This window comes from Natronococcus amylolyticus DSM 10524, from assembly GCF_000337675.1.
Lineage (GTDB): Archaea > Halobacteriota > Halobacteria > Halobacteriales > Natrialbaceae > Natronococcus > Natronococcus amylolyticus.
Window position 1 is genome coordinate 1 of sequence record NZ_AOIB01000015.1, and the last position, 12,362, is coordinate 12,362.

A 12,362-nucleotide genomic window follows, 5' to 3' on the forward strand; every position below is an offset into this window, starting at 1 on the left:
GGAACGCGTGTTCCGGTTTATCCACCTCACTAACGGACGGGTAAGAAGAGCCGACGGTATGATTCACTACCGGCTCCCGGTCGATCGGCAGAACGAGGTCGTCCCGGTACTCACGCCCCTTTTCGACGTTGTCGTCGAGCTTCGAACGCACAACGGGGTCTGTCAGGAACGGTGGTCGCTCAAGGACGAATCGCTGTGCTCGGGCTGGATTTCGACGCGACAGCTGTAACGAGAGTATGTCGGCTGGAGACGCACTGTCCCCGATGGCCGATGCTCGAGGCGAAGCGACGGGGCCGGTCCGCGGATGAAACCGACGTTCGAGCCGACCGACGACGGACTCGAGATCATCGATCGAATCGAACGACACCGGTACCGGCTGACGACCCACGAGCCGGTGTCGATCGACCCCGCCGATACCGACGAGATTCAGTACCCGGTAGATTCGGCGGTTCGAATCACGACTGATACGCTCACGCTACCGACGACGCACTACGTCTACGTCCGTGACGAGACCGGGGCGATGGTCGCCGAAGTGAAACCGGAGGAGCAGGAGTTCTTGCCGAAGGGAGAGTATACGCTTGACCTTTCCGGGCCGATGAAAGTCTATGCTCGTGTTGACAGCTCCGTTCAGGTATATTCGGATCCAGGGCGAACACATATTACGCTAGACGGACCGTCACCAGTAATACTCGGCGCACGTTCCTATCACACTCGCCCATCACAAACAATTACGACTACAACGGCACCGACCGACGTGATGCACGCCGTATCGACGTTCGGCTCAGCATTGAAAACGACGACTGCAGAACGTTCGTATCCAACTCTACGCGGACACCCGCCTGCAGTCGAATTAGGGGACGAATTAGACGTTCCTGACCGACTAACGGTTCCGGGCACCGGTATCAAAATTGGGGTCCCAAAAAAGCTCGAACGAGTTTTCGTTGTTTCGCCGCTGGCGTACTATCTTGGTGCAAAAGTCGTATCGAGAACCGAGCCCCGTATAATAACTGACGAAGGATATACCCATACTCTCATCGGACCAGAGGGGTTCGAAAAAACTGTCGAGCGAATCCTCGAGCAGATTTTCTTCCTTGACACTGTTGTGAGAACAGAAGGAGTGACGCCACTTCCACTCCAAAAGCGAGAAGAAGTAGAACCACTGTTCAACCATAGTATACAAAGCTTATACGATCAGCCGTTAGCCAAGCAATTACAAAGCTATCTCAGTATTCCGTTCTCCGAGTTGGAACCAGTGATTCCGAACTGGCGGTTCGAAACACATGTCGGACCAAGGCCAGAGACAACCGAATTTCTACCATTCATTGCTAATGATCTCGCAGCGGTCAAAATAAACGATACCGAGAAGCAACCGCCGACTGCTTCAGAGGAAGCACAAACGATTTCTGACTTCACTCGAAGCGGCCGCACTGGAAATACGGAGTCGGTCCGTAATACGGAACCAGAGTCAATCCAGAGTGATGTTTCAGTATCCCCACTAATACGGCAGTTATGGAATAGTTCGAACGGTAAAGATATCGACAGCACAGCGCCACTAGAAGCCTTTAAAAATAGTATCGGTAGAACTCCTCACGATGATCCAATTGATATCGAAGTCGTCTGTAATGACAGTGCCATGAGTGAGGAGTCCGAATTCGTTAACGAGACATATGGTGATCGAGACGAACTACCGTTTGATGTTACGCTTCACCACAATATATCTACAAGCGAATTTAGAGACGTACTGATGACAAAGAGCGACTTTTTACATTATATCGGACATATCGATACAGATGGATTCCAATGTGCCGGTGGTAGATTAGATGGAGCAGACATAAAGAGGTCGAACATAAAAGCGTTCTTTCTAAATGGCTGCCAATCACATACACAAGGACTTCATCTGATCAAGACAGGAAGTATTGGCGGGATTGTGACACACGGTAATATTGTTAATAGTGGAGCGGTCGAGGTCGGAAACGCTATCGCTAAACTCTTGAATCAGGGATTTCCGTTGTACGGCGCACTAGATGTCGCTCAGAACGAAACGTTGGTTGGTCAACAGTATTATATAGTGGGTGACGGTAAGACCACAATTGCCCAATCTAACCTCGAATCCCCTAATGTCTGTAGTATAGAAAAGCAGAATGGGAAGTATTTAGTAAATATGAGAATGTATAATTCTATTCAAGCAGAAAAGGGCTCAATAAGCACCCCACATCTGGGCCCGATTGACAGCTACTATGTGGTGCCTGGGGAAACAGGCCAAATTCCCATAGAAGAACCACAGCTCAAGGAGTTCTTCAATCAAGGGCAGTTTCCAGTAATAGTCGGAGGAAATGTTTATTGGAGTGACAACGCAACGATCAGTTCGTTGTGGTAACTACGGGCCAGTGTAGGTTGAATTGTTTGCCGCGACTGTACTGACCTGGGAGATGGCCAGTAGCATCGTGAACAGGACGCCGATCATTCGTGGGTGCTTCTTCAGGTAGTGGGTCAGGTCCGTCATGGTACACGTAGACCATTGTGCCGGCTTGTAATGAATTTATTTTAATATAACTTACAGGGAAATCATAGATCTATTCTGTATTTTGAAGTTCTAAAAAGTCAAATCAATATAAATAAGAGTCGGGTGCAGGATGCATAATACATAATGGCGTGTTGGATATACAACAAGGTGACTGCCGACATCTGCACTCTCTAACGCCAATGAATCCGATATTCGAACGAAGGGAGGACGGAATAAGGATCACCGATTCGATTGAGCGGAAACAGTATCTGCTCACGACGGACAAGTCGGTAGATCCCAGAAGGGTTGAAGAGACATCGATACCGTATCCAATAGAAAACGCAATCGAGATAACAGCGAAGAAACTCACTCTTCCAACAAAAAATCCAATATACGTTTATAATACGGCTGGGGAAATGATAACGGAATCAAATCTAATAGGCAAAATGAAACTTCCAGAGGACAAGTATGCCCTCGATATATCTAATTCGATAAAATTGTATGCAAGCGTTGAAAGCAGCGTTAAAATCTACTCAGAAAAGAATAGAACACGTATAGACCTCAATGATCCTTCGAAAGTCGTTCTCGGGGCGCGATCGTATCACACACAGCCAGCAGGATCAATCACGACAACAAGGGATCCATCGGACGTCATGCAGGCTGTGTCAGCGTTTGGTTCAGCGCTCAAAACAATAAAGCCAGAACGATCGTATCCGACACTTCGTGGCCATCCCCCAACGCTAGAAATTGGTCAGAAATTAGATATCCCCTCGCGCTTTGAACCACCGGAAACAGGCATTCGTATCGAGGTGCCTCAAGACCTTGGTTCGGTATACGTAGTCGCACCACTCGCGTATTATCTTGGAGCGAAAGTAGAACCGGGCTCTTCCCCCCGTCTTTTAGCTGGGTCAAATTATTCGGTTCAAATAGCTGGAAAGCCAGGATTTGAATCACTTGTGGAGCAGTTATTGCAAAAGGTGATATTCCTCGATTGCCTTGTTCGGGGGGCTGGGACCTTGTCGACCACTCTCGAGGAACGAGACGAGCTCGACTCTGTTTTGGAGTTCGATCTGGAGAAAGCGTACGATCAATCGCCTTCCGAACGGCTTCAGACGTATTTTGCCGTTCCCTTCGAAAAGGTGGAACCCTATCTCCCCGATTGGCAAAGATCGGTCCTGGATCCGGTCGAAGAGAGTGTTCCTTATCTCCCGTTCCTTGCTAACGATCTCACAGCCGTCAGAACCCGAAATCGGCAGCGCGAACGTGATTGCAATTTCGATGAGAACAGCGTTCAGCAAGGGCCACAGGATAGAACGCATACATCTTCCTGTTCGGAATCATCATACAATACGACCATAGAACAGTATTGGGATGATGGAACGCTTCCAAAGATAGTAGCTAAAACACCACTATCAGCGTTTTATAATGACATCAATAGAACGCTGAGATCAACCCCAATCGAGATCCAGGTAGTATGCAACGACCCAGGAATGAACGAAGAGCTAGCGGCTCTGTACGGTACGTACGGGAACAGAGAGGGTCTTTCGTTTGATGTCGGACTACACCACGACCTTACGGTCAGGGAATTAGCAGAACTTCTTGAGCAGGCAAGCGATTTTGTACATTATATCGGTCATACGGAGGAGAACGGATTCAGATGTGCCGACGGGTATCTAGACGCTTGGTCTCTCGATAGTGTAGGCGCGAAGGCCTTCCTACTCAACTCCTGTCGATCGTATGAGCAGGGATTGGCACTCCTCGAAGCGGGAAGTGTCGGAGGAATCGCAACGCTCAACGATATCGATAATACGGATGCTATTCGAATCGGGAGTACGATAGCACAATTGTTGAACCAAGGATTTCCCCTTTACGCTGCCGCGAACATGGTACGAGCGAAAAGCAAGGTGGGGGGAAGTTACCAGCTACTCGGTAAGGGTACGACGGCAGTCTCACAATCGAAGATTGGTCTACCAGTTCGGCTCTCCCTTACCCAGAGCGAGCGTCAGTACCACCTACGGCTGAAGGCATACGCAAAGGAGAGACTTCGAATTGGTGCCACGTACCAACCGTATCTCAGTTCGACAGATGCGTATCACCTCCTACCAAAGGAGGTCGGACCAATAACGGTATCAAAGTCTGATTTCGCAAAAATCACGGATATGAGCGAGGCAGCGATTCTTCTAGACGATAGTATCAAAATGGCAGATGAGGTCAAATTCAAAGATATCGGCCTGTTCAGCGGGAGCAACAGCTAACGGCTCGTTCTTTGAAAATCAAGGAAAATAAAACGCCTTAGCGCGCGGCAGCCGCGACGCGTTCCTTCTCTTCCTTCTGGCTGATCGCGTACGTCTGCACGTCGTAGTTGGCTGCACCGACGAGCTGGTTTGCGATCGCTTCGGGAACGGACGTCGAAGTCTTGAACGAATCCTTGTAGACGCCCTCGGCGAGCATCATCAGCGCCTGGTCGACGCGACGCTGGGGGGCGACGTCGACGGCCTTCGGCACCGAGATTCCGCCGTACTTCAGTCGAACCGTCTCCTCGCGCGGCGCGGCGTTCTCGACGGCCGTCACGAGTACCTGCACCGGGTTCTCCTCGGTGCGTTCGTGGATGAGTTCGAACGCGTCGCGAACGAAGTTCAGCGACTGCTGTTTCTTGCCCGTGTTGTCCTCGGTCTGCATCAAGCGATTGATGAACCGCTCGACGATCGAGATCTGGGACTTCTTGAACTGCTTGCTGGCGTGACGGCCAGCGGTGTGGGCGACCGGCGTCACCTGAATGTAGCGCTCGGTCGAGGGATCGGCGTACTCGATCTCGCCCATCTCCCACGTTCCGAACAGCTTCGCGGAGACGTCAGCGTCGCCAGCGGGTGCGTCGGGGTCGGGTTGGTCTTCTGCAGCCATCGTTATCGCACCGGTTTCTCTGCGTTTCCGCGAACCAGTTCGATGAGCGAGACGCCGTTGACCTTCTCGACCTTGTAGTTGACACCCGAGAGGTCACCCATCGCACGACCCTTCGCCCCGCCGATACCGGCGATAGTCACTTCGTCGTGTTCGTCGATGAACGAAATTGCGCCGTCACCGGGACAGAACGCGGTGACCTGCTTGCCGTTCTTGATCAGCTGGACGCGAACACACTTTCGGATCGCCGAGTTGGGCTGTTTCGCTTCGATGCCGACCTTTTCGAGTACGATACCTCGAGCCTGAGGGGCCCCCTCGAGGGGGTCGGACTTCTCGCGAAGTCCACGGGCGCGGCGCGCGTAGTCCGAGTCGGACCACCGCTGGTTCTGGCGGTCCTTCTTGAGCTTGCGCGCGGCGTACTTGCCGTTTGCCATGCTCGTCGCTATCGGTCGGAGACACTTAAGCGTCCCTGTTTGGAGACGCGATTACGCCACGAGAACGCTCGATTGGGGGTAGCGAAGGAATCTGAGGGCGTTTCACCGGTCGAGAAAACCTCTCGAAGAGTGGGAGCTAAAGCAGCTGGACGTCGTCGATATCGAAGTGTCTGGCGGCGAGACGCCGAGCGGCGTCGATCGTGCGGCCGTCGGCACCGATCGCGACGCCTCGGTCCTCGTCGGCGACTTCGACGTAGGCGACGGTGTCGTCGTTCTCGCTGATCGTGACGTTGTAGACCGCCGCCGGGGCGAGCGTGTTCGCGACGAACGTCTCGGAGTCCTCGGCGTTTTCGACGAGTCGGACCGAGCGACCGATATCCTCCTCGAAGCGACGGATAGTCCGACCACCGGGGCCGATCGCATCGCCCATCCGACCGCTTTCGACGACGAGGATCAGCCGCTCCTCGCCGTCGCGTTCGTCGACGAGGCAGTCCTGGCCGGCGACATCCGTCACGTCCTCGAAACGGGCGAGGTACTGGCGAGCATCGTCGTCGAGGGTTACCGCCATCGATCAGTCCGCCTGGCCACCGCCGCTGGAGGTCGTCGATCCCATCCGCAGATCGACGTCACCGGTACCGAGTTTGATCGGCTTGCCGACGATGACGTTCTCCGTGACGCCGTCGAGATCGTCGACCTCGCCGTGGATCGCGGCGTTGAGCAGATGGTTGACCGTCACCTCGAACGCCGCACGGGCCAACACCGAATCCTTCGAGCCCGAGATCCCGTGGCGACCGATCGACTCGATCTCGCCGCGGTTCGTCATCATGTCCGAGACCAGCATCAGGTGACGAACGTTCACGTCGTCGAGTCCCTGCTCGGCGAGCGTGTTGTTCGTCTCCTCGATGATCGCCTCGCGGGCAGCCTCGATCCCGAGGTTGCGGTGGATCTCGTGGATGTTGTTACACGTCGATCGGGAGGCGTCGACACCCTCGATCTCGAGCGCGTCGCCAAAGGCCGACCCCTCCGTGTAGAGGACGAACTCCTCGGTGCCGTCGTCGAGTTCCTCCCGCCGAATAACGACTCGCGAGATGTCCTCGATCCCCTTGAACGTGATCTCACGCAGCTCCTCGACGAGCTGGAGCAGATCACGATAGGACGGCTCCTCGGGGCCGAACTCGATCTGGGTCCCCTGCTGGATCGCCTCGACGCCGAGGTTGTCCTGGATGATCTCGGCGACCTCCTCGGGCGTGATCATCCGCTCCTCGAGGGTGTCCTCGTTGAGCGAGATCTGAACCCGCATGTCGGCGACGTTCGTCGAGACGTCACCCAGCGCGAGGACCTTCGTCGCCTCGATCTTCCAGACGACCTCGTGGGCCTTCTCTCGCTCGGTGGCGTACTCGTCCTCGAGATGGATCGTCATCATCGGCGTGTCCGGGGTCTTCCGGGCGTCGACCAGCTCGATCAGCCGGGGCAGTCCCTGCGTGACGTCGATCTCCGCGACGCCCGCGTAGTGGAACGTGTTCATCGTCAGCTGCGTTCCGGGTTCGCCGATCGACTGTGCGCTGACAGTGCCGACGGGATCGAGGGGGTCGACGCGCGTATCGAGGTACCGCGCCTCGACCGCTTTCGCGAGCTCGTCGGCGTCCTCGACGGTAGCGCCGCTCCGGTTCTCGAGAGTCGCGTAGACCTTATCCTTGAGTCGTCGGGGAAGGTCGGTGTCCTCGACGACGGCGACGGTGTCGTCGTCGACGGCGTAGTCGACCTCAGTCATCGGAGGTCACCTCCGTGCCCTCGACGAGTCGGTCGTCGGCGTACTCCGAGAGGTTCGTCGGCTCAGTCTTGATGCCGAGGAAGTCTCGGCGTTCTGCGTCGGATTCGAACTCCGAGTCGAGCACCCGGTCGGCGATTCGCTCGACGTCGATGTCGTTGTCGTCGCCGGAAGAGACCTTGACCGGCGAGGTGCCGTCCTCGCCGAACTCGAACTGCACGATCGTGTCCGAGGTGTCCCGGACGGTGCCGTCGTACTGTGCCTCGAGCTCGGAGAGCGCGTTGATCAGCCGCCGCTGGAGGTACCCCGACTTCGAGGTACGGACGGCGGTGTCGACCAGCCCCTCGCGACCGCCCATCGCGTGGAAGAAGAACTCCCGCGGGGTGAGCCCGCTGGTGTAGGAGTTCTCGACGAAGCCGTGGGCCTCTGCGGAGAGGTCGTTTGGCTTGTAGTGGCTCAGGGTACGGTCCTCGTAGCCGCGGTTGATCCGCTCGCCCCGAACCGCCTGTTGACCGACGCAGCCGGCCATCTGGGTCAGGTTGAGCATCGAACCACGGGCGCCGGATTCGGCCATGACGACGGCCGGGTTCTCGTCGGTGAAGTGTTCGTCGGCGATGTTCCCGGCGTTGTCACGCGCACGCGAGAGCGTCTGCATAATCTTCATCTCGAGCGTTTCGTCGATCGTTCGGCCGGGCAGACTCTCGAGTTCGCCCCGCTCGTAGGCCTCGATGAGCTCCTCGACGCGGTCGTTGGCGTCCTCGATCGTCTCGTCGATCCGGGCCTGGGCCTCCTCCGGGATCGTCTCGTCGTCGATCCCGATCGAGAACCCGAAGTGCATGATCGCCCGCATCGCGAGCGTCGAGACCTCGTTGATGAAGATCCGGGCGCGGGTGTTGCCGTAGACCTTCGTGATCGTGTCGACGATCTCGCCGCCGAACTCGCCGACCTCGTCCTCGGCGATCGTTCCCTCGAGCAGCTGGCCGTTCTCGACGACGACGTCGTCGCCAACGGTGCCGGTGAACTCGAGGTCGAGATCGTCGGGTAGCAGCTCCGAGAAGACGTCGTACCCGGTCCAGAACGGCTCGCCCTCGTCGTCGATACCGCTGGGTTCGGGCAGTTCGTCGATCCGGGTCGCACGAAGCAGGTCCAGCGCCTGAGTCTCGTTGAACCGGGGGTTGTCGTGGGTCAGCAGGTACATCCCCGAGATGTGGTCCTGGATCGCGCCGATAATGTTCTCGCCGAAGCGCGGCGAGAGGATCTGTTCCTGAACGCGCATGAGGACGCGCGCCTCCGCGCGGGCCTCCTCGTTTTGCAGCGCGTGCATGTTCATCTCGTCGCCGTCGAAGTCGGCGTTGTACGGCGGACAGACGACGGTGTTGAGCCGGAACGTCTTGTACGGCATGACCACGACCTCGTGGGCCATAATCGACATCCGGTGCAGCGACGGCTGGCGGTTGAAGATGACGATGTCGCCGTCGACGAGGTGGCGGTTGACCTCCCAGCCGGCGTCGACCTTCTCGGCGAGCTGTTCGCAGTTCTTCTCGGTCACCTTCAGTCGCCGACCATCAGGACGCCGGACGTAGTTCGCGCCGGGGTGGGCTTCGGGGCCGTTCGAGACGTAGCGCCGAGCTTCCTCGACGTTGCGCTCGGTGACGTTCATCGTCTGGGTCATCTCGCTCGCCACGCGGTCGGGGACGCCGACCTCGTTCAGCGAGAGAGTCGGGTCCGGCGAGATGACGGTTCGGGCCGAGAAGTTCACGCGTTTCCCGGACAGCGAGCCCCGGAACCGACCCTCCTTGCCCTTGAGTCGCTGGGAGAGCGTCTTGAGGGGCCGACCGGAGCGGTGGCGAGCCGGGGGCGTCCCCGAGATCTCGTTGTCCATGAACGTCGTGACATGGTACTGGAGCAGCTCCCAGAGGTCCTCGATGATCAGCTGTGGCGCACCGGCCTCGCGGTTCTCCATGAACCGCTGGTTGATCCGGATAATGTCGACCAGCTTGTGCGTGAGGTCGTCCTCGGATCGCTGGCCGTTGTCGAGCGTGATCGACGGCCGCGCGGTTACGGGCGGTACGGGGAGGACGGTCAGGATCATCCACTCGGGGCGGGATCGCTCGGGGTTGATCCCTAGAACTTCCATATCCTCGTCCGGGATGGCCTCGAACCAGTCCCGGATGTCGCTGGGCATCAGCTTGTTCGTGTCCTCCTCGGTGAGGTCGATGTCCAGGGCCTTCTCGATAGCCTTGCGCTGGCTCTCGCGCGGGCGGAACGAGCCCGAGAGGATCTCGTTGATCCGACCGATGTCGATCTCGGTCTTTTCGGCGAGCTCGTCGGGCGTCGTCCGTTCGACGCCGGCCTCCTCGTCGCCCTGCATCGCGCCGGCGATGCGCTGGGAGTACTCGCTGGTCAGGACCTGCTGGACCTCGTAGTAGGTCGTGGGCTTCTCGTGGTCGATATCGTACTGGACCTCACCGCAGTGTGGACAGCGATCCTTCTTGCGGGCCTGCCGGATCGCCGCCTTCGTGACGTCGTTCAGGTCGCGGCCGAGCTTTCGCGACTCGTCGATCTGGTCGTAGAACTCGCCGCGCTCGTCCTCGGTCAGCAGGAGCCGCGAGCACTCGCGGCAGGTCCCCCGCAGGAGCCGACGGATGAGCTTCGTGAAGCCGACGTGGATGACGGGTGCGGCCAGTTCGATGTGACCGAAGTGACCGTTACACGATCCCGAGTGTTTGCCACAGGTCTTACACTCGAGCCCGGGGTCGATGACACCGAGTCGGGGATCCATCAGCCCCATGTCGATGGGGAAGCCGTCGTCGTCGTAGGTGTCGGCCGTGATGATCTTCGTCGCGCTCATCTCGCGGTACTCCTCGGGCTCCATGAGCCCGAAGTTGATCGATCCGATATCTTTTGGTGTGCTGTTTTGCATGGTGGGTTAGACGGCGTCCTCCAGTTCCAGTCGCGGCGCGATACCCAGGGCCTTCATCTCGTCGAGGAGAAGCTTGAACGCGTAGCTCATCTCGATCTCGTGGATGTCCGTCTCCTCGTCGCAGTTCGGACAGTACACGCGGCGCTGTTCGACGTTCTCGACCGCGCTCATTCCGCACTGCCCGCAGATGTGGATGAACTCGCGGTCGGACTCGTCGAGCAGTCGCTCCTTCAGCGTCATCGCGGCGCCGTGGCCGATGAAGACGTCGCGTTCCATCTCCCCGATACGGAGTCCACCCTCGCGGGCGCGACCCTCAGTGGGCTGACGGGTCAGCACCTGCACGGGACCGCGCGAGCGGGCGTGGAGCTTGTTCGAGACCATGTGGTAGAGCTTCTGGTAGAAGATGATCCCGACGAAGATCTCGGCCTCGATTTTCTCGCCGGAGATCCCGGAGTACATTGTCTCCTTGCCAGCGGAGTCGAACCCGTTCTGCTCGAGCCCCTCGCGGAGTTCGTCCTCGTCCTCGCCGAGGAACGGCGTCCCGTCGACGCGACGCCCCTCCATGGCGCCGAGTTTGCCGCCGATCATCTCGAGGATGTGCCCGACCGTCATCCGCGACGGCAGGGCGTGGGGGTTCAGGACGAGGTCGGGCACGACGCCCTCCTCGGTAAACGGCATGTCTTCCTGCGGCGCGAGGTGGCCGACGACCCCCTTCTGGCCGTGGCGGCTCGCGAACTTGTCCCCGAGTTCGGGGATCCGCTCGTCGCGGACGGAGACCTTCGAGAGCTTCGAGCCGTCCTCGCCCTCCATCAGCGTGACGGTGTCGACGACGCCCGATTCGCCCGAGCGCATCGTCACCGACGTTTCGCGGCGCTTCTGTGGCGAGAGCCCGCCCATGTCGTCGGGCTCCTCGAGGAATCGCGGTGGGCTCGTCTTCCCCAGTAGAACGGAGTTCTCGTCGACCTTCGTCTCGGGGTTGACGAGGCCGTCCTCGTCGAGGTGGGTGTAGGCTTCCTCGCCGCGGGCGCCGCGGACGTCCTGGCTCGGGATCTCGAAGCGGTCCTCCTGGCCGCCAGGGTAGCGTCGTTCCTCACCCTCGTACGTTCGGAAGAAATGCGAGCGGGCGAGTGCGCGCTCGACGCTCGCTTTGTTCATAACCAGCGCGTCCTCGATGTTGAACCCCTCGTAGCTCATGACGGCGACGACGAAGTTCTGGGCCGCGGGACGCTCGTCGAAGCCGATCTGCTCCGTGGTCTGGGTCTTGACCATCGAGAGCTGCGGGTAGTGCAGCAGGTGCTGGCGCGTGTCCGGTCGGATCCGGTAGTTCGCGCTCGGGAGTCCGAGCGACTGCTTGATCATCCCTGCACCCATCGTAATTCGGGGCGAGGCGTTGTGCTCGGGGTAGGGGATCATCCCCGCACCGATCCCGAAGATCAGCTGCGGGTCGATCTCGAGGTGAGTGTGATCCTCGTTGAGATCGTCCTCGTCGACGGCGACGTAGATGTCCTCTTCCTCCTCGGCGTCGATGAACTCGATGTAGCCGTGCTCGACTAGGTCCTCGAACTCGAGGTCGCCGTCCTGGAGCGCCTCGAGCTCCTGGTCGGAGATTCGGGGCTCGCCGTCCTCGACGACCAGCAGCGGTCGACGTGCGCGGCCGGCGTCGGCGTTGACGATCACTTCTCGGGTGCGATCCTTAACCGAGACGTTTACCATCTCGCTGACGTCGCCGATGCGTCGCGCTTCGCGGATCTGTTCGGCCAGTTCGTGCGGATCGGGATGGGTCCCCACCAGCGACCCGTTCACGTAGACTTTCGCTTCTCGTTGTTGGCTGCTCAT

At 58.3% G+C, this 12,362-nt stretch carries 10 protein-coding genes; 3 read left to right on the top strand and 7 right to left on the bottom strand.

The features are described from left to right. Positions 1 to 229: DUF7504 family protein (locus C491_RS21410; RefSeq protein ID WP_449289266.1), on the top strand; the 229-nt coding region annotated here is incomplete at its 5' end. Between the two features lie 75 nt (positions 230 to 304). After that, a complete protein-coding gene (locus tag C491_RS21415) occupies positions 305 to 2,377 on the top strand; it encodes a hypothetical protein (RefSeq protein ID WP_083909287.1) in 2,073 nt (690 codons plus the stop codon). Here C491_RS21415 and C491_RS24360 read toward each other — a convergent pair whose 3' ends face one another. Beyond that, positions 2,378 to 2,503, bottom strand: a complete 126-nt coding sequence (locus C491_RS24360) for a DUF7503 family protein (protein ID WP_005554541.1) — start codon at positions 2,501 to 2,503, stop codon at positions 2,378 to 2,380. Positions 2,504 to 2,703: 200 nt separating this feature from the next. Here C491_RS24360 and C491_RS22410 point away from each other — a divergent pair, with 200 nt between their 5' ends. After that, positions 2,704 to 4,758 (top strand): hypothetical protein, encoded by a 2,055-nt coding sequence (locus tag C491_RS22410; RefSeq protein WP_152421283.1) that lies wholly within the window; start codon positions 2,704 to 2,706, stop codon positions 4,756 to 4,758. A gap of 37 nt (positions 4,759 to 4,795) precedes the next feature. Here C491_RS22410 and C491_RS05980 read toward each other — a convergent pair whose 3' ends face one another. From C491_RS05980 to rpoB, 6 genes are all read right to left on the bottom strand, one after another. Then, positions 4,796 to 5,404 carry a 30S ribosomal protein S7 gene (locus C491_RS05980; RefSeq protein WP_005554544.1) on the bottom strand — a complete coding sequence of 203 codons (609 nt, stop codon included), beginning with the start codon at positions 5,402 to 5,404 and terminating at the stop codon, positions 4,796 to 4,798. Positions 5,405 to 5,406: 2 nt separating this feature from the next. Continuing rightward, a complete protein-coding gene (locus tag C491_RS05985) occupies positions 5,407 to 5,835 on the bottom strand; it encodes a 30S ribosomal protein S12 (protein WP_005554545.1) in 429 nt (142 codons plus the stop codon). Positions 5,836 to 5,971: 136 nt separating this feature from the next. Further along, on the bottom strand, positions 5,972 to 6,403 hold the full coding sequence (locus C491_RS05990) for a NusA-like transcription termination signal-binding factor (protein WP_005554547.1): 432 nt from the start codon (positions 6,401 to 6,403) through the stop codon (positions 5,972 to 5,974). 3 nt (positions 6,404 to 6,406) lie between these two features. Beyond that, the gene (gene rpoA2 / locus C491_RS05995) at positions 6,407 to 7,606 is read right to left on the bottom strand and encodes a DNA-directed RNA polymerase subunit A'' (RefSeq protein ID WP_005554549.1); all 1,200 of its coding nucleotides are present in this window, start codon (positions 7,604 to 7,606) and stop codon (positions 6,407 to 6,409) included. After that, complete coding sequence (locus tag C491_RS06000; protein WP_005554550.1) at positions 7,599 to 10,526, bottom strand: DNA-directed RNA polymerase subunit A'; 2,928 nt, start codon at positions 10,524 to 10,526, stop codon at positions 7,599 to 7,601. The genes rpoA2 and C491_RS06000 overlap by 8 nt, the downstream gene beginning before the upstream one ends. Before the next feature lie 6 nt (positions 10,527 to 10,532). Continuing rightward, positions 10,533 to 12,362 carry a DNA-directed RNA polymerase subunit B gene (gene rpoB, locus C491_RS06005; protein WP_005554552.1) on the bottom strand — a complete coding sequence of 610 codons (1,830 nt, stop codon included), beginning with the start codon at positions 12,360 to 12,362 and terminating at the stop codon, positions 10,533 to 10,535.

What these genes read in the sequence shown, in the direction of transcription:
- C491_RS21415 (WP_083909287.1), top strand. Translation starts at nt 305, where the DNA reads ATGAAACCGACGTTCGAGCCGACCGACGACGGACTCGAGATCATCGAT.
- C491_RS24360 (WP_005554541.1), bottom strand. Translation starts at nt 2,503, where the DNA reads ATGACGGACCTGACCCACTACCTGAAGAAGCACCCACGAATGATCGGC.
- C491_RS22410 (WP_152421283.1), top strand. Translation starts at nt 2,704, where the DNA reads ATGAATCCGATATTCGAACGAAGGGAGGACGGAATAAGGATCACCGAT.
- C491_RS05980 (WP_005554544.1), bottom strand. Translation starts at nt 5,404, where the DNA reads ATGGCTGCAGAAGACCAACCCGACCCCGACGCACCCGCTGGCGACGCT.
- C491_RS05985 (WP_005554545.1), bottom strand. Translation starts at nt 5,835, where the DNA reads ATGGCAAACGGCAAGTACGCCGCGCGCAAGCTCAAGAAGGACCGCCAG.
- C491_RS05990 (WP_005554547.1), bottom strand. Translation starts at nt 6,403, where the DNA reads ATGGCGGTAACCCTCGACGACGATGCTCGCCAGTACCTCGCCCGTTTC.
- rpoA2 (WP_005554549.1), bottom strand. Translation starts at nt 7,606, where the DNA reads ATGACTGAGGTCGACTACGCCGTCGACGACGACACCGTCGCCGTCGTC.
- C491_RS06000 (WP_005554550.1), bottom strand. Translation starts at nt 10,526, where the DNA reads ATGCAAAACAGCACACCAAAAGATATCGGATCGATCAACTTCGGGCTC.
- rpoB (WP_005554552.1), bottom strand. Translation starts at nt 12,362, where the DNA reads ATGAGCAGCCAACAACGAGAAGCGAAAGTCTACGTGAACGGGTCGCTG.